This is a genomic window from Pseudomonas chaetocerotis (genome assembly GCF_015712105.2).
Lineage (GTDB): Bacteria > Pseudomonadota > Gammaproteobacteria > Pseudomonadales > Pseudomonadaceae > Aquipseudomonas > Aquipseudomonas chaetocerotis.
The window spans coordinates 12,493-34,336 of sequence record NZ_JACFYX020000002.1 but is presented as its reverse complement, the minus strand read 5'-3'; the positions used below and the strand labels follow the sequence as shown (position 1 = coordinate 34,336).

Below are 21,844 nucleotides of genomic sequence, written 5' to 3'. Positions count from 1 at the left end.
CTACATCGAGTCCAACGCCGCCGGGCACAGCCTGGCGGACTGCCATGTGATGTTTCGTCGTGTACTCGAGTGAGGGTGGATTCGCCTGTCCGGCAGCGAGAATCTTGTATCCTTGACCGCCGTTCCGATCGCCAGCAGACCCTCGCCATGCATCACTCCACCATTTTCTTCGACCTCGACGGCACCCTGACCGACCCGCGTGAGGGCATCACCCGTTCGGTGCAGTACGCGCTGGCCAAGCTGGGCATCGATGAGCCGGACCTGGCCGCGCTGGAGCATTTCATCGGCCCGCCCCTGTTGCAGTGCTTCATGGCCACTTATGCGCTGGACGAGGCCACCGGCTGGCAGGCGGTCAATCACTACCGCGAGCGCTTCCGGGTTACCGGGCTGTACGAAAATCGTGTGTTCGACGGCGTGGAAGCTCTGCTCGAGGCGCTGGTGGCGCAGGGCCGCACGCTCTATATCGCGACCAGCAAACCGACGGTGTTCGCCGAGGAAATCGCCCGGCACTTCGGCTTCGACCGCTACTTCAAGCGCATCTACGGCAGTGAGCTGGATGGTACCCGCACCAACAAGGTGGAGCTGTTGGCGCATCTGCTGGACTCGGAACGATTGGCGCCCGGCTCGGCACTGATGATCGGCGACCGTAAGCATGACCTGATCGGAGCACGCAGCAATGGTTTGCAGGCGGTGGCGGTCGGTTACGGCTTCGGTAGTCGTGAGGAGTTGCTCGGCGAGGCGCCGGACTTTCATTTCGAGACGCTGGAGGAAATGCGCCGGGCATTCATCTACTGAGAACTGTAGGAGCGAGCTCTGCCCGCGAATGAAAGCGAAAGCTTCGCGAGCAAGCTCGCTCATACAGCGAGAGGCGTATCAGCCGTTGCGCTGATAGATGATCTTCCTGGTGCCGCCGTCGCAGCTGCCGACGACCATGCTCTGATCCTGAACTTCGTCGTTGGGTACGATTTCCAGGGTGTAGCTGGGCACGTTGTTGGCCTGAATCTTCACTTCGATTTCCTGCTTGAGTTCTTCGCAGGGCTTGGGCGCGGCCAGCGCGCCGCCAGCAAGAAGCATCAGGGCCAGGGCGGGAATCAGTCGTTGCATCGCTTGTACCTCCGGTGTTGGGCGAAACCTGAATAGGTTGGACTGGCAATGTGCCCCGCAGTTCTAGTTGGTTTGCATGAGGCCTTCCAGCGCGGCCCGACGATCCGCTTCCGGCAGCCGACCGAGCGCGGTCACGGCGGCGTAGAACGCGCGCCAGTCCCGCCCCTCGCGCGTGAACAGTGTCGCGAACGCCGGTACCCATTGATCGTAGAGTCCGAAGGGCAGCAGCTTGGCGTTGTTCAGAGGGCTTTCGATCCAGGCGTCATAACGCCCCTGGCCACCCCATTCGCGTTGGCGAAGCGCACGGTAGTCGCGGCGCAGACGCCCGAATTCGGCCTGTTTGGCGATGCGCATCTCGGGCTCCGGGAGATCGCTGGCGTACAGCCGGCGCAGGCGCTCGCGGCTGGCCAGCACCAGCTCGATGAATTGCTGGCGCTGGTGGTCATCGCTGGCTGGCGGTGTTTCTCCATGGGCCGCGTACCACTGACGCAGGCCCTCGCGCTCGACGAAGGTGGCGAACGACTCGTTGAAGGCCGTGTCGCCCGGCAGGTAGTACTGCTGGTGCGCCAGTTCATGGAAGATCACCGCGATGAAGCGCTCGTCGCTCCAGCGCAGCATGGTGTTCAGCAGCGGGTCATCGAACCAGCCCAGAGTGGAGTAGGCCTCGACGCCGCCGATGTAGGTGTCCAGGCCTTGCTGGCGCAGCAATGCTGCAGCACCGCGTGCACGACCCTGCTGATAGTAGCCACGGTAGGCGACGCAACCGGCGATGGGGAAGCAATGCAGCTCGGGGTCGAGGGAGAACTCCGGTGTGGCGAAGACATTCCACACCACGAAGGGGCGCTTCAGGTCGGCGTACAGGCGATAGCTGCGGTTCTCCGGCAACTGCAGACTGGCGCTGGCAAAGCTCCGCGCCTGCTGACTTAGCGTCAGGCGCCTGGCCAGATCGGGGTCGGTAGCAGGGTCGTGCAGCAGGCGTTCGATTGGCTGGCGTGCCTGCAGCAGCTGCCATTGGCCCTGGCCAAGATGGGCGTAGTAGCCGAGAGTCGAGCAGCCGCCCAGCAGCAGGGCGAGCAGGGGAACCGCGCAGCGGCGCAGCAGGTCTTTAGCAGAGGCGTTGGGCATGTCGTCACGCTAGCTGATCGCGTTGCTGGTCTCCAGCCCCATGCGTGTGAATACGCCGTTTCGCCTCGGTTTTGCCCGCCTCCCGATGTAGGCTGGTGTCCGAACCCTATTGTGGAGGTCGCCATGCGCGCCCTGTTTCTCGCTCCCGCCCTGCTGATGCTCGGGGCCTGTGCTTCACCCTTGCCCAAGCCCGACCCGCAGCAGGCCTGGATCGAGCTGTATTCCACCGCCGATACCCTGCTTATGGCCGACCGCCTGGATGACAAGCGCTGGCCGGATGGTCGCTACTTTCAGGTGACACCCGGCCAGCATGAGCTGGAAACACGCTTCCAGTTCGAGGTGCGTAGCGGCGGGTCGATTGGCATGCAGAGTGAGCCATTGCGCATGACCTGCGAGATTCGCTTGCGCTATGACGACTTCGTTGCAGGTCAGCGCTATCGAATCGAGGCGCGCCAACAGCTGATGAAAGCGCAGGCCTGGCTGTATGACGAGCAGCGTAATGTGTTGGCGCGTGGCGAGGTGCAGCGTTGCGGGACAGCCATCTAGGCCGCGTCTGATCCGCACGGCGCACTCCGCTGCTAATCGGGTGCGCCGCCGGTACCCGGTCAGGCTTCGAGTATGCCTTCCAGGGTGATCGTGGCGTTCAGTACCTTGGATACCGGGCAGCCGGTTTTGGCAGCTTCCACGGCTTTCTCGAAGGCGGCGCGCTCTGCGCCGGGGATTTTCGCGCGCAGTGTCAGATGCACGGCACTGATTTCGAAGCCGCCCTCGACCTTCTCCAGCGTCACTTGGGCCTGGGTGTCGATGCTCTCGGCGGTCATGCCGGCGTCGCCCAGCTCCTTGGACAGCGCCATGGAAAAGCAGCCCGCATGAGCCGCGCCGATCAGCTCTTCGGGGTTGGTGCCGGGCTTGCCCTCGAAGCGAGTGTTGAAACCATAGGGCGAGTCCTTGAGGACGCCGCTTTCGGTAGAAATGGTGCCCTTGCCGTCCTTGATGCCACCTTGCCAGTGGGCCGAAGCTGTCTTCTTCATGTGCGTCTCCCATCGAATGAACGGGGCCACCGATCTGGTGGCCTGTTCTGATTCAGAGGGCTGTCACGCCTACAAGTTCGCGTTCAGCCGCGTTGCAGCTCGGCAACAATGTCGAAAGCGTGCAGGCGGTCGGTGAAGTCGTACATGTCGCAGGTGAAGATCAGTTCGTCCGCTTGGGTCTGCTCCAGCAGCTGTTCCAGGCGCTGGAGCACGGTCTGCGGCCCGCCGATGGTGGCCAGGCCAAAGAACTCGCCCACGGCCTGGCGCTCGTGCGGCAGCCACAGACCGTCCATGCTGGGCACCGGCTTGCGCTGCACCAGGCTCTGGCCACGGATCAGTGCAAGGATGCGCTGGAAAGCAGAGGTGGCCAGGTATTGCGCCTGCTCGTCGCTGTCGGCCGCCAGCAGCGGTACGCCAAGCATCACGTAGGGCTTGTCCAGCACCGCCGAGGGGCGGAAGTGGTTGCGGTAGATGCGGATCGCCTCGTGCATGTAGCGCGGTGCGAAGTGCGAGGCGAACGCATAAGGCAAACCTTTCATGCCGGCCAGTTGGGCGCTGAACAGGCTGGAGCCGAGCAGCCAGAGCGGCACATTGGTGCCCGCGCCGGGCATGGCGATCACCCGCTGCCCTTCCTGGCGCGGCCCGAGGTAGGTCTGCAGTTCTTCGACGTCATTGGGGAAGTCGTCGGCGCTGCCATCGCGACTACGGCGCAGGGCATGGGCAGTGTACTGATCGGCGCCGGGCGCGCGGCCCAGGCCAAGTTCGATACGGCCGGGATAGAGCGTGGCGAGGGTGCCGAACTGTTCCGCGATCACCAGCGGCGCATGGTTGGGCAGCATCACGCCGCCAGCACCCAGGCGGATTTTCGAGGTGCCGGCGGCCAGGTAGCCGATCAGCACTGAGGTGGCGGAGCTGGCGATGCCGTCCATGTTGTGGTGTTCGGCCACCCAGAAACGCTCGAAACCGAGGCTCTCGACGTGGCGGGCCAGCGCCAGCGAATTGTGCAGGGCCTGAGCGGCATCACCATCGTCGCGAATCGGCGCCAGGTCGAGGGTGGAGAGCTTGATGGAGGCCAGTCGGCTCATGGGGAGTCTCCTCATTACATGGCCGGCCACTCTAACGTCTCGGCTGCATGTCGCGCACGCCAGGCCCGGGCATAGTCATCATCAATATGGCTGATGGGCCGGCTGATCTGCGGATCGGAGCGCCGGGTCATGATGGTTGCGAGCGCTGCGCAGTGTGAGTCTGCGACTCAGCCAGCGCCGTGCTGGGCGCGGTATTCGCCAGGGGTCAGGCCGGTCCATTGGCGGAATGCGCGGAAGAATACGCTGGGCTCGGAGTAGCCCAGCAGCAAGGCGATTTCCGCCGCAGGCAGGCGTCCGTCGCGCAGGTGCTGTTCGGCCAACTGGCGGCGCGTGTCAGCCAGCAGCTGCTGATAGCTGCAGCCTTCTTCGGCCAGCCTGCGTTGCAGGGTGCGTTCGCTGACATTCAATGCGCGGGCCAGTTCGGCGCGGTCAGGCTCGCCGTGCGCCAGTTGCTCGCCGAGCAGGCCGATGACCCGCGCACTGAGGCTGGCACTGGGCAGGCGGGCGAGCAGGGTTTCGGCATGCTGGCGCAGCAGTTGCTGCAGCGGTTGGTTGGCCTGGATCAGGGGCACCTGACACAAAGCGCGGGGCAGGGCGATGGCGTAGTCGCCGCTGGCGAACTGCAGCGGGCAGGCGAACACATCCTGATAGGGCGCAGGGTCGACTGGTGCAGCGTGACGAAATTGCGCGCCGAGCAGGTAGAAGTCGTCGAGCAGCGGCCGGGTCATCTGCACCCAGCAGGCCATCATCGCCAGTACGCGAATGCGGGTTGCCGGATGCTGCGGATGCAATGGGCGGTACAGCAGCAACAGGCGGTCATCGTGCGTCTCGATATGCAGTTCGCCGCCCTCGCCGCCGAGGCGTTGGTAGCGCAGTGCGGCGTTCAGCGCATCGCCCAGGGTGGCGCTGCTCTGCAGCAGATAGCTGAGCACGCTGAATGGCCCGGGGGTGAGGTTGCGCCCGAGCAGCAAGCCGGGCTCCGGGTGCTGCAGGCGTACATCCAACTCGTGCCAGAGGCTTTGCTGGGTGATGAACGGTATACGCGCGTCGGGATCGGCCAGTTGCTCGTCAGCCAGGTTACAGGCACTGAGCAGGACCTGACGGTCGAGACCGAGACGGCTGGCTGCATGCAGCACGGCCTGGGTCAGACTGGCGCTGACCGAGGCCTGCGATGATTCGTGAATGACGTTCGACATTGGCCGATTCTGCCCAATGCCGGGGGTGGGCGATAGCCCGCGCCTCACACAAGGAGTTACGACCGGTTGTTCGACAAGGCGTGCATAATCGCCGCAAGCGGTTAGACTTCCCACCCGGACGTCGCTCACAAGGCACGCTCGCTCAAAACAACAGAAAAAGGAGATATCCCATGAAAGGCAAATCCTTGGCATGGGTCCTGTCCGCCGCGCTCGCGGGTACTGCCCTGAGTGGCATGGCACAGGCCGAAGAGAAATTCGTCACCATCGGCACCGGCGGCCAGACCGGCGTCTACTACGTGGCCGGTCAGTCCATCTGCCGCTTCCTCAACCGTGGCTCGGCTGAGCACGGCATCAAGTGCAACGCTCCGGCCAGCGGCGGCGGCGTGGCCAACGTGAATGGCATTCGCAGCGGCGAATTCAACTTCGGCATCATGCAGTCCGACCACCAGTTCAAGGCCCTCAACGGTGCTGCACCGTTCCAGGCTGAAGGTGCGATGAGCGATATTCGTGCCGTGTTCTCGCTGCAGAGCGAAGTGTTCACCATCCTTGCCCGTCGTGATGCCAACATCAAAGGCTTCGATGACCTCAAGGGCAAGCGCGTCAACGTCGGCAACCCGGGTTCCGGTCAGCGCGACACCCTGGAAGAGATCCTCGCCGTCAAAGGCTGGGACCGCTCCGCCTTCGCCCTGGCTGCCGAGCTGAAGCCGGCCGAGCAGGCCAGCGCCCTGGGTGACAACAACATCGACGCCATGACCTACTTCGTCGGTCATCCCAACGGCGCGATCCAGGAAGCCACCACCACCACCGACGCCGTTCTGGTTCCGGTGACCGGCGCCGAGATCGACAAGCTGCTGGCCGAGAAGACCTACTACACCAAGGCCGAGATTCCGGGTGGCCTGTACAAGGGCAACGATCAGGCGACTCAATCCATCGGCGGCAAGGCCGTGCTGTCCACCAGCGCCAAGGCCGACCCGGAAGTGGTCTACCAGCTGGTCAAGTCGGTGTTCGACAACATCGATCGCTTCAAGCGCCTGCACCCGGCATTTGCCGACCTGAAGGAAGCCGACATGATCAAGGTCGGCCTGACTGCCCCGCTGCATGAGGGCGCCGCGCGTTACTACAAGGAGCGCGGCTGGCTGTAAGCCAGCTTTCGGCTCACAGAAAACCGCGGCCTCGGCCGCGGTTTTCTGTTTTCAGGGGCATGGCTCAGCCCTGTTCTTCAAGCAGATCGATCGCCAGGCTCTGCAGACGCTTCAGCAGGGCCTGCTGCGCGGCCGAGGGTGTTTCATCGACACGCCGCAGCAGGTACAGCGTCACCGGGATGTTGGGTTCCAGCGGGCGGGCCTGGACATCGCCCAGGTTGCCGGACAGTGCGGTGAAGGGGTCGACCAGTGCCAGCCCCTGTCCCGCCGCCACCAGCATGCGGGCCAGCTGGTAGGTCTGCACCGAGATATCGATGCGCGCGGGCGGCTGCAGCTCCTCGATGTGTCCGCGCAACAGGCCGCCCAGCGCGTCTCGCGTGTCCAGGCCGATCAGGCTCAGGCCGGCCATGTCCTGCAGGCGTATCGATGTCGAGCAGGCCGCGTCGCTCCACCAGCCCGGCGGCGCGATGGCCATCATCCGGCCCTGCGTCAGGACCTCCGTATGCAGATCCGGGTGCTCGACGCGCTGCAGCGTCAGGCCGAGATCGGCTTCGCGTAGCAACAGTGCCTGAACGATTTCACTGGTGTGCTGGGTCGAGAGGGCGCAGCGGGTCTGTGGAAACTCGGCGCGCCAGCCGCAAACCACGTCGGGAAGCAGGGTCTGCGCCAGAGTGGGGGTACAGACGAGGCGCAATGCCCGTTCTTCTCCACGGCGCAAACTGGCCGATAGCCTACGCAGATCCTGGAGTTCGGCGGACAGTCGCTCGGTCTGCTGCTGCAGGATCCGCGCTTCTGCGGTGGGGAGCAGCTTGCCGCGCACGCGGCTGAACAGTGCGAACCCCAGTTGCTGTTCCGCATGCTGGAGAATCTTGCTGGCGGCCGGCTGCGATATATGCAGCAACTCAGCTGCAGCCGTGAGGCTGCCGGTTTGCAAGACCGCCTGAAACAGCTCGATATGACGTAGGCGCATGATCCGTTCGTGTTCCCGCGAGACCTGCTGGAGCATAACCTGGGGTTATGGGCTGCCACTATCTTTTCATTGGTCGGTCGCTCCACGCATCCATACCCTGAATCCCATTCAGAGGTGGGAGATGGATGATGCGGGTCGCGGTTATCGGTGGGGGCGTGATAGGCCTGACCACCTCCTATGCCCTGGTTCGCCAGGGTTATCGGGTCGATCTGATCGAGCAGCGTGATGAAGTGGCGCTGGAGACCAGCTTCGCCAATGGTGGCCAGCTCAGTTATCGCTATGTTTCGCCGTTGGCCGATGCCGGTGTGCCGCTGCAGGCACTGTCGTGGATGCTGCAGGGCAACGCCCCGCTGCGGTTCCGTCCCAGTCTGAGCCCGCACCAGTGGCAGTGGTGCCTGCGCTTCCTGTTGGCCTGCCGCCGCTCGGTGAACCAGCGCAATGGCGAACACCTCCTGCGCCTGGCGTTGTACAGCCAGTCTGTATTGCAGGACTGGCGTGAGCATCAGTCGCTGGACGATTTCGCCTGGCGCGCCAATGGCAAGCTGGTGATCTACCGCAACGCGGCGAGCTGGAACAAGGCGCGCAGTGCAGTCGGGGAATCGCCGCATCAACGCCTGCTCGATGCGGATCAATGCCTTGAGCTGGAGCCAGCCCTCGAGGGGTTGGCCGGCCAGTTTCAGGGCGGCGTCTTCGCTGCCGGCGATGAGGTCGGCGATTGTCATCAGTTTTGCCGGCAACTGCTGCGCAAGCTGCGCGGCAATCCTTCGTTCCGCCTGCATGCCGGACAGCGGGTCACTGGCATACCCCTGGAGCGTGGCAGGGTGAGGGCTGTGTCTCTGCAACACGAGGAGCTGGAGGTCGACCATGTGGTGGTCGCTGCAGGCGTCGGCAGTGTGGCATTGCTCCGCCCGCTGGGGTTGCGACTGCCGATTTACCCACTCAAGGGCTACAGCCTCACCTTGCCGTTGGCCGACCGCGCTGCTGGGCCCGAGACCAACGTCACCGATTATGACAATAAGGTGGTCTACGCCCGCCTTGGCGAGCGCTTGCGGGTTGCCGCCATGGTCGATATCGGCAGTTGGGATGTCACGCCGGACCCGGATCGGCTTGCAGAACTGCGGCAGCTTGCCCAGGCCAGCTTTCCTCGGGCGGGCGATTACGCTGCTGCCGAAACCTGGGCAGGAATGCGCCCCGCGACGCCGGAGGGCACGCCGCTGTTGGGGGCCAGTGGTATCGGCAATCTCTGGCTGAACGTGGGCCATGGCAGCCTGGGCTTCACCCTGGCCTGTGGCAGCGCTGAGGTACTGACTCAACTGATAGGCCAGCAACAACCAGCGATCGCTCTCGATGGTATGCAGCTGGCGTCCTGAGAACACCCGAACACTCACAACAGCAGGAGTTTGCCATGTCCGTGCAACGTATTCAGACCAACGACCGCCTGTCCGGCGCGACGATTTTTTCCGACCTGATCTTTCTATCCGGGCAGGTACCGACCGACCGCACCCAGGATGTCGCGGGCCAGACGGCCCAGGTGCTGGAGAAGATCGACGCTCTGCTGGCCGAGGCCGGGTCGGATCGTGCTCATCTGCTCAGTGCGCAGATCTGGCTGAAAGACATCGAAAAGGATTTTGCCGCCATGAACGATGCCTGGAGCCGCTGGCTGCCGGCCGGTTGTGCGCCGGCACGTGCTACGGTCGAGGCGCGTCTGGCCAGCGCAGATGTACGGGTCGAGATCATGGTGACAGCGGTGCGCAAGCCCGCGTAACTGCCGCATTGGCTCCATCGATGGTGCCGGCGTTGACGGCCCATCTACCGTTAAAAAAACAAAAATACGAGGACGTTGATATGCAGCAACATCGAATCATGGGTCTGTTGGCGTGCGTGCTGGGTAGCAGCCTGTTGGCCAGCCCTCTTGTCGCCGAAGAGCGCTACGTGACCATCGGCACAGGCGGGCAGACCGGGGTCTATTACACCGCAGGTCAGTCGATCTGTCGGTTCCTCAACCGCAGTGGTGCCGAGCATGGCATCAAATGCAACGCACCTTCCTCGGCGGGCAGCGTCAGCAACATTGCTTCGATCAAGGGTGGTGACTATGACTTCGGCTTCATTCAGTCCGATCACCAGAACAAGGCGCTGACGGGGCAGCCGCCGTTCGACAGGGACGGTGCTGTCGATGACCTGCGCGTGGTCTTCTCGCTGCAGAGCGAAATTCTCACCGTGGTCGCTCGAGCCGACAGTGGCATTCAGCGCTTCGCGGACCTCAAGGGCAAGCGGGTGAACATCGGTGTGCCCGGCTCGGGCAGTCGCGACACCTTCGATGAGGTGATGCAGGCCAATGGCTGGGGCAAGTCCGATTTCGCGCTCGCGGCCGAGCTGAAACCGGCAGAGATGGCGGCTGCCCTGGGGGACAACAACCTGGATGCCATCACCTACGTGGTCGGCCATCCGAGTGGCGCCATTCAGGAGGCGATGGCCACGGTCGATGCACGGCTGATCCCGGTTACCGGCCCGGGAGTCGACAAGCTCCTGGCCGAGGCCAGCTACTTTACGCGGGCGGATATTCCTGCCGGCCTCTACCCTGGCGTCAACGAGGCCACTGCGTCCATCGGCGGCAAGGCCGTGCTCGCGACATCGGCGAAGACCGATCCCGAGGTCGTCTATCAGCTGGTCAAGTCGGTATTCGATAACCTCGAGCGCTTCAAGCGCCTGCATCCGGCCTTCGCCGATCTGCGAGCCGAAGACATGATCAGTGCGGGGCTGACGGCACCGATGCATGAGGGTGCACTGCGTTTCTACAAGGAGAAAGGCTGGCTGTAGGCCGGGTGGAGAGAATCTGGCAGCGCTCTAAACTCTTCGATAACGGGCGCAGTTGAGTTTGTATAGGTAAACTGCGTGCCTAGAGACCCGTTCACAGGGTCGAAAAACCGAGCCCCTCCGCCAACGAGGGGCTCGCCGTTTTATCAGAATGACAACGTAGGTGCACCTCCCTATGGCCGAAAAACAACTCTCCACCGAGGAACTGATCGCCCAGGACGTCGGCGCGCGTTTGCCCGTCGGCCCGATGGCCCGGGTGATCACGGGCCTGGCGCTGCTCTGGTCGCTGTTCCAGTTGTGGATTGCCTCACCACTGCCGTTCATCTTCGGTGTTGGCGTACTCAACGATACCCAGACCCGCGCCATTCACCTTGCTTTTGCCCTGCTGCTGGCGTTTCTCGCCTATCCGGCGTTCAAGCGCTCGCCGCGTGATCGTGTGCCGTTGATGGATATCGCCCTGGGCCTGGTCGCCGCTGCCAGTGCCGCCTATCTGTTCATCTTCTACCAGCAGTTGGCCCTGCGCCCTGGCAGCTTGACCACGGGCGACCTGGTTACCGCCTGTATCGGTATTCCTCTGCTGCTGGAAGCGACGCGCCGTGCGCTTGGCCCACCCCTGGCGATCATTGCCCTGGTGTTCCTCGTCTACAGCGTAGCCGGCCCCTGGATGCCGGGCCTGCTCGCGCACCGTGGGGTCAGCTTCACTGCGTTGGCCAACCACCAGTGGATTACCACCGAAGGCGTGTTCGGTATCGCTCTCGGTGTATCCACCAGCTTCGTGTTCCTCTTCGTGTTGTTCGGCGCGCTGCTAGAGCGAGCCGGTGCCGGTCATTACTTCATCCAGCTGGCATTCAGCCTGCTCGGCCACTTCCGTGGTGGCCCGGCCAAGGCGGCGGTGCTGGCGTCCGGTCTGACCGGGATGATCTCCGGCTCGTCGATCGCCAACGTGGTGACCACCGGCACCTTCACCATTCCGATGATGAAGCGCACCGGGTTCTCGTCGGAGAAGGCCGGTGCGGTCGAGGTGGCTTCGTCGGTCAACGGCCAGATCATGCCGCCGGTGATGGGCGCAGCAGCCTTCCTGATGGTCGAGTACATCGGCATGCCCTATGTCGAGATCATCAAGCATGCCTTCCTGCCTGCCGCGATTTCCTACATCGCGCTGCTCTACATCGTTCACCTGGAGGCGCTCAAGCTCGGTCTGCAGCCCATCGGCGGGCATCAGCCCAAGCCCTGGCTGCGTCGCCTGACCGGTTTTGCCTTCGGTGCAGCGCTGATCAGCGGCCTGTCGCTGGCGGTCTACTATGGCCTCGGTTGGCTCAAGCCGGCGCTCGGCGAGTATGCCCTGCCGGTGATCGGTGTCCTGCTCGCGGTGGTCTATCTGGTGCTGTTGAAGGTCGCGGCCAGCGTGCCGGTGCTGCCTGCCGAAGACCCCAATGCGCCGCTGGAAGAGCTGCCGCAGACCCGCGCCGTGCTGCTGTCCGGTCTGCACTTCCTGCTGCCGGTGGTGGTGCTGGTCTGGTGCCTGATGATCGAGCGCCTGTCTCCCGGCCTGTCGGCCTTCTGGGGCAGCGTGATGCTGATCATCATCCTGCTAACCCAGCGCCCGCTGCTGAGCTGGATGCGCCGCGACGGCAGTCATGACCATGGCACCTTCATCGATGGCGTGGTCGATTTGCGCGAAGGCCTGATCGCCGGCGCGCGCAACATGATCGGTATCGGTATCGCCACGGCGGCGGCCGGTATCATCGTTGGTGCGGTGTCGCAGACCGGCGTGGGCCTGGTGCTGGCCGACCTGGTCGAATTGCTGTCAATGGGCAACCTGCTGCTGATGTTGCTACTGGTGGCGGTATTCAGCCTGATTCTTGGCATGGGCCTGCCGACCACCGCCAACTACATCGTGGTGTCCAGTCTGCTGGCGCCGGTGGTCGTGGCGCTGGGGCAGCAGAATGGTCTGATCGTGCCGCTGATCGCGGTGCACCTGTTCGTCTTCTACTTCGGCATCATGGCCGACGTGACGCCGCCAGTGGGCCTGGCCTCGTTCGCGGCGGCAGCGGTGTCCAAGGGGGACCCGATCAAGACCGGCCTGGTGGCGTTCTTCTACAGCCTGCGTACCGCCGCGTTGCCGTTCCTGTTCATTTTCAACACCGACCTGCTGCTGATCGACGTCGATTTCTGGCATGGCGTGATCATCTTCATCGTGGCAACGGTGGCAATGCTGATATTTGCCGCCGGTACTCAGGGGTTCTTCCTGGTGCGCAGCCGCTTGTATGAAAGCGCATTGTTGTTGCTGGTGGCCTTCACCCTGTTCCGCCCGGGTTTCTGGATGGACATGCTGCACGATCCTTATCAGGACGTGCCGCCGGCAGAACTGGCTCAGGCACTCGATGGGGTAGAGGACGGCAGCTCGCTGCGCCTGCGTATTCTCGGGGAAGATGCCGTGGGTGATCCACGTGAGTTCACCGTGCTGCTGCCGGTGCCCGATGGCGCCTCGGGTCAGGAGCGTCTGGAGAAGCTCGGCCTGAACCTCTATGAGGAGGGCGACAAGGTACTGGTGGACAGCGTCACCTTCGGCAGCATGGCAGCCGATGCCGGCCTCGAATTCGACCAGCAGATCCTCAACGTGCGGGCACCGACCGACCGCTGGATGAAGGAGCTGATGTGGATTCCCGGCTTCCTGCTGTTCGCGCTCGTCGTGCTGCTGCAGCGTCGCCGCAAGGTGTCTCAGGCGGCGTAGAGCGCGACCTTACCTACAACAAGGCAGCTTCGGCTGCCTTGTTCGTTCATGCCCCGGCGGCGGGTTGCTAGAATCGCCGGCCTGACCATACAGACAACAAGGACTCAGCCCGTCATGTCGACGCCGCGCGTGCATTACCCCTGGTACAAGAAGGAAGACACCGACGCCTTTTTTGCCCTGTTCCAGAACAACATCGCCAACTTCGTGATCATCGCCATCAGCATGCTGGGCATGGGCTTTCCCGCCGAGATCGTGTTTGGTCAGGTGTTGCCGGGGGCTGCGGTAGCGGTGATGGCCGGTAACTTCTACTACGCCTGGAGCGCCGCGCGTCTGGCGCGCGAGGAGAACCGCGCCGACGTTACCGCGCTGTCCTATGGCATCAGTACGCCGGTGATGTTCGTCTTCCTGTTCGGCGTGCTGCTGCCGGCGAAGAACCTCACCGGCGACGCCGAGCTGGCCTGGAAGGTGGCGGTGGCCGCTTGCTTCATCAGTGGTCTGATCGAGGCTGCCATCAGCCTGATCGGTGGCTGGGTGCAGCGTCACCTGCCACGTGCGGCCATGCTCGGCGCGGTGGCCGGTGTGGCGCTGACCTTCATCGCCGGCGAGATGCTGTTCAAGACCCTGGAAATCCCGGTGATCGGTCTGCTGGTACTGGCCATCACCATCGTCGGCCTGGTGGCGCGGGTGAGCATGCCGTTTCGCCTGCCGGCCTCACTGTTCGCCATCGTCATCGGTACGGCGCTGGCCTACCTGATCGGCGCGGCCGATAGTGGCAAGTTCAGCGAGGCCTTCACTCACCTGGGTTTCTATCCGCTGTTGCCCAACCTGGCCTGGTACGAAGGCCTGGGCCTGCTGTTCACCACGATGCTGGCGCTGATGACGGTGATCCTGCCGATCACCCTGTACAACGCCATCGAGACCATGAACAACGTCGAGGCCATGAGCGCCGCCGGTGACCGCTACAGCGTGCGCGAGTGCCAGGCGGTGGACGGTCTGGGCACCTCGCTCGGAGCGCTGTTCGGCGGGGTGTTCCCGACCACCGTGTACATCGCCACCGTCGGCTCGAAGTGGATGGGCGCCGGGCGTGGTTACAGCCTGCTCAACGGCGCGGTCTACGGCCTGGCGACCATGTTCGGTCTGATCGCCTTCATCGCGGCACTGATTCCGGTGGCGGTGGTGGCGCCGATTCTGGTGTTCGTCGGCATGTCGATGATCGCCACGGCGTTCAACAGCAACCACGCCCGTCATTACCCGGCGGTCGCGCTGGCGATGCTGCCGTATTTCGCCAACTACCTGATGACGCGCTTCAATCGGGGCGCACCCGAGGTGGTCGAGGGTATTTCCAGTGCCATTGGTGCGTTGGGGCAGGGTGCGATGTTCAGTGCCATTCTGCTCGGCGCCATGTGCGTGGCGGTGATCGACCGCCAGTTCCGCCAGGCCACTGTCTTCGCTCTGGTGGCGGCCGGCATGGCCTTCGTCGGCCTGATGCATGCACCGAAGCTGGCCTGGTACGCCGCGCCGGACTTCGTCCACGGCTATCTGCTGATGGCGCTGTTCTTCGCCTGGTATGCCTGGCGCGGCGTGGAGCCGGCTGCGCCCGAGCGAGTGACCAGCGCCGACTGAGTCACTCGCCATCTTCGAGCCTGAGAGCACCCGTTTCCTGGCCCTCCAGCACCACATAGGCGCTGGCGCAGAACAGCGAGTTGAGGCGCTTCATATCGGCGATCAGCTCCAGATGCAGGGAGCTGGTCTCGATGCTCTGCACCACCTGGCGCTGCAGCCGGCCTATATGAGCATGCGCCAGGCGGCGTTCTTGCGCGCGGAAGCGGCGTTTCTCGCGTAGCAGCTGGCTGGCGCTGGCATGGTCGGCACTGAGAAAGACGTTCAGGCCCAGGCGCAGGTTGGCCATCAGCTGGGTGTGCAGGTGAGTCAGCTCCTCCAGGCCCTTTTCGGAAAACGCCCGGCGCTGTGCGGTTTTCTCGCTCTGGATCTTGCCGAGCATGCGCTCGATCAGGTCGCCGGCCTGCTCAAGGTTCACCGCCAGTTCGAGCGTTTCCGCCCAGCGCCGCCTTTCATGCTCACTCATCGCTTCGCGTGGGATCTGCGCGAGGTACAGCTTGACTGCCCGGCACAGGCTGGCGACATCGTCATTGAGGCTGCGCAACTCCTTGTTCAATGCGGGTTGGTTCTGTTCCAGCACGGGCTGCAGATGGCCGAGCATGGCTTCGATCTTGTCGCCCACGCGCAGGGTTTCACGCACGGCATTGGCCAGCGCCAGGCTGGGCGTGGTCAGGGCCGTCGGATCGAGGTGGCGTGGTCGAGCGATGCCGCTGTCGTCAGCACGGTCCGGCAGCAGCCAGTTGCAGAAGCGCGCCATCAGCCCGACGCTGGGCAGCATCAGTACGGCGCGCAGGCTGTTGTAGAGCAGGTGGAAAAAGATCACCAGTTCCGCCGCGCGCCAATTCAGGCTGTCCAGCCAGTCGGCCAACGGCTGCAGCACCGGCAGCACCAGCACCAGCCCGATCAGTTTGTAGATCAGGCTGCCCAGCGCCACACGACGCCCGGCCGGGTTCTGCAGGCTGCTGGTAAGAAAGGCCAGCAGGCCGCTGCCGATGTTGGCGCCGATCACCAGGCCGATCGCTACCGGCAGGCTGATCAGCCCGGCGCCGGCCAGGGTCGCGGTGAGCAGCACGGCGGCCAGGCTCGAGTAGGTGAGCAGGGCGAACAGCGCACCGACCAGTGCGTCGAGCAGCAGGTCGCCGGTCAGTGACGCGAACAGCACGCGAATCCCGCGTGCTTCGGTGATGGGCGTGGCGGCGGCGACGATCAGCTCCAGTGCCAGCAGCATCAGGCCCAGGCCGATGGCGACGCGGCCGAGTTGGCCCGCGCGGGTCTGTCGACGCGAGAGGAAGAAGAGTACCCCGAGAAAGATCAGTAGCGGGCTGAGCCAACTGAGGTCGAGCGTCAGTACGCGGGCCATGAGCGCCGTGCCGACGTCAGCGCCGAGCATGATCGCCAGGCCCGGTGCCAGCGCCATCAGGCCTTGGGCGACGAACGAGGTGACCAGCAAGGCTGTGGCGTTGCTGCTCTGCACCAGCGCCGTGACGCCGATGCCGGCGACGAACGCCAGCGGCCGGCGGCCGATGTTGTGGCTGAGTACCTTGCGCAACTGCGAGCCAAACACGCGCAGGATGCCGGTACGTACGATGTGTGTGCCCCAGACCAACAGGGCAATGGCTGACAGCAAATGCAGCAGGGTCAGCATGAATCGGCCCCCCTGAAAGACGGCCGATGAGGAATTATGGTTTCGGCCTGTATAGATGAGCATCGGCCGAAATCGTATATAAAGCCAGTCAGCCGTCGCGCAGCACCTTGAGTTCGGCGTCGTCTGCCGAGAAACCGCGCTCGAGCTTGAACTTGAGGCTGAGGTCGGTCCGCGAGTCGGCGAACTTGAGCGCTTCTGCCAGGCTGATACGGCCGGCTTCGAGCAGGGCGAACAGGTGCTGGTCGAAGGTTTGCAGGCCCTGTTCTGCCGCGCGTGCAATGGCTTCACGCAACGCGTCCAGCTCATCACGCTGGATCAGGTCGCGGATGTAGGGCGTGCCGAGCATGAGCTCCACCGCTACCACGCGCTTCTGGGCGATGCCGGGGACCAGGCGCTGGCCGATCACCGCAAGCAGGTTGTGCGCCACGTCGGCCAGCACCTGCTTACGCGCCTCGTCAGGGAAGAAACGGGCGATGCGCTCGATGGCGTGGCTGCTGCTGGTGGCATGCAACGTGGCCACGCACAGGTGGCCGGTTTCGGCGTAATGCAGCGCGTGCTGCATGGTGTCGGCGTCGCGGATCTCGCCGAGCATGATCACGTCCGGCGCCTCGCGCAGCACGTTGCGCAGGGCATCGTCGAAGCTGTGGGTATCGAGGCCGACTTCACGCTGGTCGATGATCGAGCGCTGGTGGCTGTGGAGGAACTCGATGGGGTCTTCGATGCAGACGATATGCCCGCTCTTGTGGCGATTACGGAAATCCAGCATCGCCGCCAGGGTGGTGGACTTGCCTGAGCCGGCCGCGCCGGTGACCAGGATCAGCCCGCGATCCTGCATGGCAAGCTTCTCCAGCATCCTGGGCAGGCCGAGCGCCTCGAAGCTGGGAATCTGGCTCTTGATCAGGCGCACCACCATGGCTACTTCGCCGCGCTGGTAGTAGAGGTTGACCCGATAACGTCCAGCGCCCTGCAGACTGACCGCCAGATTCATCTCCAGATCGCGCTCGAACTCGGTGACCTGCTTCTGGGTCATCAACTGATAGGCCAGCTGTTGCACCTCGCCGGCCTTCATGATGCGCTGACCCACCGGCTGGCTGTGTCCTTCCACTTTCATGTGCGGCGGTGCGCCGACGCTGAAGAACAGGTCCGAGCCGCCGTGCTGGTGGATCAGTTGCAGGTAGGGGAAAACGTCAGGCTGATCGTTGGCGTTGGTGTCATTCATCGATGTGCCGCACCTCGTTCGCTTTGCGGCAAGAATAGACGGCGTCTTGCCCTGTCTGTTGCTTCGTATCAAGAGAACAGGACGAATTGTCGCCCTATAGCCTGGTTGCACTGGACAGGCGTGCTTGTGAGAGCAAGAGTCAATGATCAGGGGGCAGCAAGGCAATTGCACGCCAGTGACTGGAGATCGATGGTGGGATTATGGGGGGCGGCTCTGCTGAGTCTGCTGTTGTGTGCATCGGCGCGAGCCGAGGTGTTGCACCTGGCTACGGGCGATGACTATGCGCCGTTCACCGGCAAAGCATTGCCTGGGCAGGGCATGCTCACCCAGGTGGTGCGTGCGGCACTGGCCGAGCAGGGTTCGGCAATCACACTCGACTGGCTGCCCTGGAACCGCGGTTACCTGAAGGCCAGGCGCGTTGAGTACGACGCCACCTTTCCCTACGTCCGTTCTGCCGAGCGCGAGGCGGAGTTTCTCTACTCGGCGCCCATCTATGTGGCCGAGCAGTACATCTTCAGCCGGGCCGGAGATCACATCGAACTCGATGATCTGCCCGCCTTGATCGGTCGGCGACTCTGCTATCCGCTGGGCTGGCAGCCGCCGGCGGCTATCCAGCAACTTCTCGAGCAGGGTGTGCTGCGCCGTCACTCCCCGCTGGGTCTGCAGGAATGTGCGCGGCTGTTGCTGCTCGAACGTGACGACCTGTTCATTGCTGACCGTAACCTGGGCGGTAGCGCTTTACAGAGTGCTGGCGCCGATCTGGCGCAGTTTCATCGGTCGCGAGCGCCGCTCCAGAACAGTACGCTGCACTTCATCGTCTCGCGACAGCATCCGCGTGCTACCGAATTGATCGAGCGCTTCAATCGTGGGCTCGAGGCGCTCAAGGCGCGCGGCGAATATCAGCGGCTGATCGAGCGTTACGCGCAATAGCGGGCCGATCAGGCCAGCAACATCATGATCGTCACCAGGCTGCCCGCTGCCAGCAACGTCTGCAGGGTGATGATGCCGGCCATCAACTGGCTGTCGCCGCCGAGCTGGCGGGTCAGTACGTAGGCGGTCGGTGCGGTCGGCAGGGCGAAGAACAGCACCAACACTGCGCTTTCCATTGCCGGCAGCGCCAGCGTCCAGGCTACGCCCCAGGCCAGCAGCGGCATCGCCAGCAGACGCAGCGCGCTGTTCCAGCCCAATGCAGGAATCTCTCCGCCCAGCTGTTCGGGCTTGAGTGCCGCGCCGACGCAGAGCAGGCCCAGCGGCAGGCTGGCTGCAGCGAGCAGGCTGAGCAGACGATCGGTGCCGCCTGGCAGGCCGATGCCCGTGAGGTTGAACAGCGCACCGCCAACGCAGGCGAGGATCAGTGGATTCTTGATGATCGGCAGCAGCAGGCTGCGCGCGCTGACGCCGCGCTCAGCCGTCAGCGACCACACCGACAGCACGTTCACCGTCGGCACCATCAAGGCCAGCATCAGCGCGGCGAGGGTCAGGCCTTCCTGGCCGAACAGGCTGCCGACCGCAGCCAGGCCCAGGTAGGTGTTGAACCGCAGGATGCCCTGGGTGAAGGCGCCAAAACGCCCGGCGGGCCAGCCACGCAGGCGACGTACCAGCAGCAGCGTCAGCCAGGCAATGCCCAGGCCGAGCAGCACTGCCAGCGCCAGGCGCGGCAAGGCCGGGTTGTTCAGCGGCGCACGGGCCAGGCTGGAGAACAGCAGGGCAGGGAACAGAATGAAGTAATTGAGGCGCTCGGCGCCTGGCCAGAAAGCTTCGCTGGGGAACTCGCGCAGGCGTAGCCAGTAGCCGGCGACTATCATGGCGAACAGCGGCCACAAGGTCAGCAACAGGTCTATCACGGCAATCCCCGATGGTGGTGAGCGCCTATCTTGGTCAGCGGCGCGGGGCAATGCAAGGCGGAGGCAGGATGAAGGTCGAACATCAGGGCGGCTGCCAGTGCGGCGCACTGCGCTATCGGGTCGATGCGCCGCTGACGGACATCGCTCATTGTCATTGCTCGATCTGCAGGCGCAGCAGCGGCGGCATTCTCACCACCTGGGTCACGGTGCCGCGCCAGGCATTTCACTGGCTGCGCGGCACGCCGAAGGCTTTCGCCTCATCGGCCAGCTGCATGCGCTACTTCTGCGGTGACTGCGGCGCGCATTTGACGTTGTTCACTTCGCTCAGCCCGAACACGCTGGATGTGACCGTCGCCACGCTGGACGAGCCGGAGCAGGCCCCGGCGGATCGACATATCTGGGTAGGCAGTCGGCTGCCTTGGCTGCGGTTGGACGAGCAATTGCCACGAGAAGACGAAGAGGACATTCCGTGAGCAGGTAGCTTTCGGGTTGAGTGCCACTATTTTGATGTCAAATTCTTGTTTGCTTTGCTTGTGAGCTGTGTCACATTTCTGCGCCAAGCTATATCAAGGATGTTCTTGTGCTTTCAGGGATGCGCCTCAGGCAAATTTTTCTTGCTCCATTGCTCAACAAGCCTGGCGCTGTTCTGGGTTTGCTGTTGATGCTCTTCGTCGCGTTCTTCAATCCGTTCGGTCTGCGCGATGCCTCCGACCGTCATAGCGAAACCTTGCTGCTGCGCATGCTGGCGCCTTTCTACCCTGAGCCTGGGCAGGAAGACGTGGTAGTGGTGCTGATCGATGATCAGGCGTTGATAGACTTGGGTGCCAGCTGGCCGTTGCGTTATGGCGAGCAGGCGCGCCTGTTGCGGCAGTTGCTCAGCTATCAGCCCAGGTCACTATTCGTTGATCTGCTATACACCCAGCGACGCTATGACGGCGGTCCCACCGAGAGCCTGCAACGGGTCTTGAGCAGCTTTCGCGAGCAGGGCGTGCCACTGATTCTTGCCGATTACCACGATGCCCAGGGCCGCTCTTTGGTATTGCCCGAATTCGCCGCCACGGCGAACACCGCTCCGACCCATTGGAGCGGCTATGGCGAGCGCTATCCGCTACTTTTGCCAAGCCCGCAGGGGACATTGCGCACGCCTGCGTTGCAGTTGTACCAGGCGGCTTGCCTGGAGCGGGACTGCCCGCAGGAAGGCTTCGATGCACCGCTGTTGGTGCGCTGGGGTTACTGGAGCGACGCGGGTATGCAGGACTTCGTCGACCTGACCGGTTGTGATGTGCGTGGGCAGCGGGGGGATTGGGGGCAGGTGTTCAGTATGCTGGCCGCCGATGCATTCCGTTCGCAGCGCATCGCCAGTGAGGTTGAGCGACCACAGCCTTGTCCCTACACCCGCACCCTGTATGCCAATCAGTTGCGTGACCCGAGTGTCGCCGAAGTCTTGCGTGGCAAGCATGTGCTGTTGGGGGCGCATATCCGCGGCATCCCGGATTTTGTCAGCAGCCCGGTGCAGGGGCTGTTGCCGGGCGTATACGTGCATGCGATGGCTCTGGACAACCTGCTGACGCAGGGACACAGCTACTGGCGAGCGGCGCCAGATGGTTGGCTTGGTATCAGTTTGAGCGACTGGCTGGAGATCGCCTTGCTGCTGCTGGCGGGCTTGGTGGCGCTCTGGATTCCGTCACAACCACCAGCCAAGGGTGGGCGCCTCTATCGCTGTGCGAGCCATTACCTGTTCTGGTTCGTTCTGCTCAGCAGTCTCGCATTGCTGATCAGTTTCTATCTCGCGCGCTGGCTGCATATCGCGCCATTCGACTGGCTGGGACTGCTGCTGATGATCGGCCTGTTCTACGCCTACCTGGGGGAGGCCAGGGTTGCCGAGTGGTGGCACCAGCGCAGGGGGCGCACGTCAACTGAAAGGGAGATATAGCAATGTTCAGAGCCACAGTAATCGGGCTGTTGCTGTGTAGCGTGTCGGCATGGGCGCAGGAGCCGCTGAAAATTATTGGTTACCCGTTGGAAAAGGTCGCGTTGTATGACGAACAGGGCGAGTTTCTCGGCGATATGAGCCGTGACCAGCTCCCTGTTCCAGACGTGCAGGTGATCAGCTTCAGCGAAGCCAAGAATCTGCTGCTGATCGCCGTTGGCGAGCGTCAGGTCTGGCTTGATCCGCTGGATGTGAAGCTCAATCACGGCAAGACAGTTGCCTTCGATTGCCGCAAGGTCGCCGAGACCAGCCTTCTGGCAGACAGCAAGACCAATGCGGTGATGGGCTATTCGAAGGCCTGCGGCAAGTGAATCAGGGAGTATTC

Annotated in this window: 21 protein-coding genes; 12 read left to right on the top strand and 9 right to left on the bottom strand. The window is 63.5% G+C overall.

Annotation, left to right across the window (positions count from 1 at the left end; all coding sequences use genetic code 11):
- Positions 1-147 precede the first annotated feature (147 nt).
- A complete protein-coding gene (locus tag H3221_RS04165) occupies positions 148-795 on the top strand; it encodes an HAD family hydrolase (RefSeq protein WP_196475641.1) in 648 nt (215 codons plus the stop codon).
- Positions 796-873: 78 nt separating this feature from the next.
- Here H3221_RS04165 and H3221_RS04160 read toward each other — a convergent pair whose 3' ends face one another.
- Together H3221_RS04160 and H3221_RS04155 are read right to left on the bottom strand one after the other, a co-directional pair.
- On the bottom strand, positions 874-1,104 hold the full coding sequence (locus H3221_RS04160) for a DUF1161 domain-containing protein (protein ID WP_160016551.1): 231 nt from the start codon (positions 1,102-1,104) through the stop codon (positions 874-876).
- 63 nt (positions 1,105-1,167) lie between these two features.
- On the bottom strand, positions 1,168-2,229 hold the full coding sequence (locus tag H3221_RS04155) for an aminopeptidase (RefSeq protein ID WP_196475642.1): 1,062 nt from the start codon (positions 2,227-2,229) through the stop codon (positions 1,168-1,170).
- 123 nt (positions 2,230-2,352) lie between these two features.
- Here H3221_RS04155 and H3221_RS04150 point away from each other — a divergent pair, with 123 nt between their 5' ends.
- Positions 2,353-2,775, top strand: a complete 423-nt coding sequence (locus H3221_RS04150) for a PA0061/PA0062 family lipoprotein (protein ID WP_196475643.1) — start codon at positions 2,353-2,355, stop codon at positions 2,773-2,775.
- A 59-nt stretch (positions 2,776-2,834) separates the two neighbouring features.
- Here the strand turns inward: H3221_RS04150 and H3221_RS04145 are convergent, their stop codons facing one another.
- The 3 genes from H3221_RS04145 to H3221_RS04135 all read right to left on the bottom strand — a co-directional run bounded on the left by H3221_RS04145 (position 2,835) and on the right by H3221_RS04135 (position 5,541).
- The gene (locus tag H3221_RS04145; RefSeq protein ID WP_196475644.1) at positions 2,835-3,260 is read right to left on the bottom strand and encodes an OsmC family protein; all 426 of its coding nucleotides are present in this window, start codon (positions 3,258-3,260) and stop codon (positions 2,835-2,837) included.
- Between the two features lie 83 nt (positions 3,261-3,343).
- A complete protein-coding gene (locus H3221_RS04140; RefSeq protein WP_196475645.1) occupies positions 3,344-4,345 on the bottom strand; it encodes an LLM class flavin-dependent oxidoreductase in 1,002 nt (333 codons plus the stop codon).
- 167 nt (positions 4,346-4,512) lie between these two features.
- Complete coding sequence (locus H3221_RS04135; protein WP_196475646.1) at positions 4,513-5,541, bottom strand: AraC family transcriptional regulator; 1,029 nt, start codon at positions 5,539-5,541, stop codon at positions 4,513-4,515.
- Positions 5,542-5,711: 170 nt separating this feature from the next.
- Between H3221_RS04135 and H3221_RS04130 the strand changes: the two genes are divergently transcribed.
- Positions 5,712-6,683, top strand: a complete 972-nt coding sequence (locus tag H3221_RS04130) for a TAXI family TRAP transporter solute-binding subunit (RefSeq protein WP_196475647.1) — start codon at positions 5,712-5,714, stop codon at positions 6,681-6,683.
- Positions 6,684-6,747: 64 nt separating this feature from the next.
- Here the strand turns inward: H3221_RS04130 and H3221_RS04125 are convergent, their stop codons facing one another.
- Positions 6,748-7,653: a LysR family transcriptional regulator gene (locus H3221_RS04125; RefSeq protein WP_196475648.1), complete on the bottom strand. Its 906-nt coding sequence runs from the start codon at positions 7,651-7,653 to the stop codon at positions 6,748-6,750.
- 128 nt (positions 7,654-7,781) lie between these two features.
- On the opposite strand from H3221_RS04125, the gene H3221_RS04120 reads away from it, so the two are divergent.
- The 5 genes from H3221_RS04120 (at position 7,782) to H3221_RS04100 (ending at position 14,824) form a co-directional block, all read left to right on the top strand.
- Positions 7,782-9,023 carry a D-amino acid dehydrogenase gene (locus H3221_RS04120; RefSeq protein ID WP_196475649.1) on the top strand — a complete coding sequence of 414 codons (1,242 nt, stop codon included), beginning with the start codon at positions 7,782-7,784 and terminating at the stop codon, positions 9,021-9,023.
- Between the two features lie 35 nt (positions 9,024-9,058).
- Complete coding sequence (locus tag H3221_RS04115; RefSeq protein ID WP_196475650.1) at positions 9,059-9,418, top strand: RidA family protein; 360 nt, start codon at positions 9,059-9,061, stop codon at positions 9,416-9,418.
- A gap of 80 nt (positions 9,419-9,498) precedes the next feature.
- The gene (locus H3221_RS04110) at positions 9,499-10,470 is read left to right on the top strand and encodes a TAXI family TRAP transporter solute-binding subunit (RefSeq protein ID WP_196475651.1); all 972 of its coding nucleotides are present in this window, start codon (positions 9,499-9,501) and stop codon (positions 10,468-10,470) included.
- Between the two features lie 172 nt (positions 10,471-10,642).
- Positions 10,643-13,201, top strand: a complete 2,559-nt coding sequence (locus H3221_RS04105; protein ID WP_196475652.1) for a TRAP transporter permease — start codon at positions 10,643-10,645, stop codon at positions 13,199-13,201.
- Positions 13,202-13,315: 114 nt separating this feature from the next.
- On the top strand, positions 13,316-14,824 hold the full coding sequence (locus H3221_RS04100; RefSeq protein ID WP_196475653.1) for an NCS2 family permease: 1,509 nt from the start codon (positions 13,316-13,318) through the stop codon (positions 14,822-14,824).
- A 1-nt stretch (position 14,825) separates the two neighbouring features.
- Here H3221_RS04100 and H3221_RS04095 read toward each other — a convergent pair whose 3' ends face one another.
- Both H3221_RS04095 and H3221_RS04090 read right to left on the bottom strand, forming a co-directional pair.
- Positions 14,826-16,466 (bottom strand): Na/Pi cotransporter family protein, encoded by a 1,641-nt coding sequence (locus H3221_RS04095; RefSeq protein ID WP_196475654.1) that lies wholly within the window; start codon positions 16,464-16,466, stop codon positions 14,826-14,828.
- Positions 16,467-16,554: 88 nt separating this feature from the next.
- Positions 16,555-17,685: a PilT/PilU family type 4a pilus ATPase gene (locus tag H3221_RS04090; RefSeq protein WP_196475655.1), complete on the bottom strand. Its 1,131-nt coding sequence runs from the start codon at positions 17,683-17,685 to the stop codon at positions 16,555-16,557.
- Between the two features lie 189 nt (positions 17,686-17,874).
- Between H3221_RS04090 and H3221_RS04085 the strand changes: the two genes are divergently transcribed.
- Complete coding sequence (locus H3221_RS04085) at positions 17,875-18,615, top strand: substrate-binding periplasmic protein (protein WP_196475656.1); 741 nt, start codon at positions 17,875-17,877, stop codon at positions 18,613-18,615.
- An 8-nt stretch (positions 18,616-18,623) separates the two neighbouring features.
- Here H3221_RS04085 and H3221_RS04080 read toward each other — a convergent pair whose 3' ends face one another.
- Entirely contained in the window at positions 18,624-19,490 is an 867-nt protein-coding gene (locus H3221_RS04080; protein ID WP_224490510.1) for an AEC family transporter, read from the bottom strand.
- Positions 19,491-19,597: 107 nt separating this feature from the next.
- On the opposite strand from H3221_RS04080, the gene H3221_RS04075 reads away from it, so the two are divergent.
- The 3 genes from H3221_RS04075 (at position 19,598) to H3221_RS04065 (ending at position 21,830) form a co-directional block, all read left to right on the top strand.
- Positions 19,598-20,002 (top strand): GFA family protein, encoded by a 405-nt coding sequence (locus H3221_RS04075; protein ID WP_196475658.1) that lies wholly within the window; start codon positions 19,598-19,600, stop codon positions 20,000-20,002.
- 119 nt (positions 20,003-20,121) lie between these two features.
- Positions 20,122-21,462: a CHASE2 domain-containing protein gene (locus tag H3221_RS04070; RefSeq protein WP_196475659.1), complete on the top strand. Its 1,341-nt coding sequence runs from the start codon at positions 20,122-20,124 to the stop codon at positions 21,460-21,462.
- Between the two features lie 2 nt (positions 21,463-21,464).
- On the top strand, positions 21,465-21,830 hold the full coding sequence (locus H3221_RS04065; protein WP_196475660.1) for a hypothetical protein: 366 nt from the start codon (positions 21,465-21,467) through the stop codon (positions 21,828-21,830).
- The last annotated feature ends 14 nt before the right edge of the window (positions 21,831-21,844 follow it).

Excerpts from the sequence above, each read along its gene's own strand:
- H3221_RS04165 (WP_196475641.1), top strand. The coding sequence starts at position 148 with ATGCATCACTCCACCATTTTCTTCGACCTCGACGGCACCCTGACCGAC.
- H3221_RS04160 (WP_160016551.1), bottom strand. The coding sequence starts at position 1,104 with ATGCAACGACTGATTCCCGCCCTGGCCCTGATGCTTCTTGCTGGCGGC.
- H3221_RS04155 (WP_196475642.1), bottom strand. The coding sequence starts at position 2,229 with ATGCCCAACGCCTCTGCTAAAGACCTGCTGCGCCGCTGCGCGGTTCCC.
- H3221_RS04150 (WP_196475643.1), top strand. The coding sequence starts at position 2,353 with ATGCGCGCCCTGTTTCTCGCTCCCGCCCTGCTGATGCTCGGGGCCTGT.
- H3221_RS04145 (WP_196475644.1), bottom strand. The coding sequence starts at position 3,260 with ATGAAGAAGACAGCTTCGGCCCACTGGCAAGGTGGCATCAAGGACGGC.
- H3221_RS04140 (WP_196475645.1), bottom strand. The coding sequence starts at position 4,345 with ATGAGCCGACTGGCCTCCATCAAGCTCTCCACCCTCGACCTGGCGCCG.
- H3221_RS04135 (WP_196475646.1), bottom strand. The coding sequence starts at position 5,541 with ATGTCGAACGTCATTCACGAATCATCGCAGGCCTCGGTCAGCGCCAGT.
- H3221_RS04130 (WP_196475647.1), top strand. The coding sequence starts at position 5,712 with ATGAAAGGCAAATCCTTGGCATGGGTCCTGTCCGCCGCGCTCGCGGGT.
- H3221_RS04125 (WP_196475648.1), bottom strand. The coding sequence starts at position 7,653 with ATGCGCCTACGTCATATCGAGCTGTTTCAGGCGGTCTTGCAAACCGGC.
- H3221_RS04120 (WP_196475649.1), top strand. The coding sequence starts at position 7,782 with ATGCGGGTCGCGGTTATCGGTGGGGGCGTGATAGGCCTGACCACCTCC.
- H3221_RS04115 (WP_196475650.1), top strand. The coding sequence starts at position 9,059 with ATGTCCGTGCAACGTATTCAGACCAACGACCGCCTGTCCGGCGCGACG.
- H3221_RS04110 (WP_196475651.1), top strand. The coding sequence starts at position 9,499 with ATGCAGCAACATCGAATCATGGGTCTGTTGGCGTGCGTGCTGGGTAGC.
- H3221_RS04105 (WP_196475652.1), top strand. The coding sequence starts at position 10,643 with ATGGCCGAAAAACAACTCTCCACCGAGGAACTGATCGCCCAGGACGTC.
- H3221_RS04100 (WP_196475653.1), top strand. The coding sequence starts at position 13,316 with ATGTCGACGCCGCGCGTGCATTACCCCTGGTACAAGAAGGAAGACACC.
- H3221_RS04095 (WP_196475654.1), bottom strand. The coding sequence starts at position 16,466 with ATGCTGACCCTGCTGCATTTGCTGTCAGCCATTGCCCTGTTGGTCTGG.
- H3221_RS04090 (WP_196475655.1), bottom strand. The coding sequence starts at position 17,685 with ATGAATGACACCAACGCCAACGATCAGCCTGACGTTTTCCCCTACCTG.
- H3221_RS04085 (WP_196475656.1), top strand. The coding sequence starts at position 17,875 with ATGGTGGGATTATGGGGGGCGGCTCTGCTGAGTCTGCTGTTGTGTGCA.
- H3221_RS04080 (WP_224490510.1), bottom strand. The coding sequence starts at position 19,490 with ATGATAGTCGCCGGCTACTGGCTACGCCTGCGCGAGTTCCCCAGCGAA.
- H3221_RS04075 (WP_196475658.1), top strand. The coding sequence starts at position 19,598 with ATGAAGGTCGAACATCAGGGCGGCTGCCAGTGCGGCGCACTGCGCTAT.
- H3221_RS04070 (WP_196475659.1), top strand. The coding sequence starts at position 20,122 with ATGCGCCTCAGGCAAATTTTTCTTGCTCCATTGCTCAACAAGCCTGGC.
- H3221_RS04065 (WP_196475660.1), top strand. The coding sequence starts at position 21,465 with ATGTTCAGAGCCACAGTAATCGGGCTGTTGCTGTGTAGCGTGTCGGCA.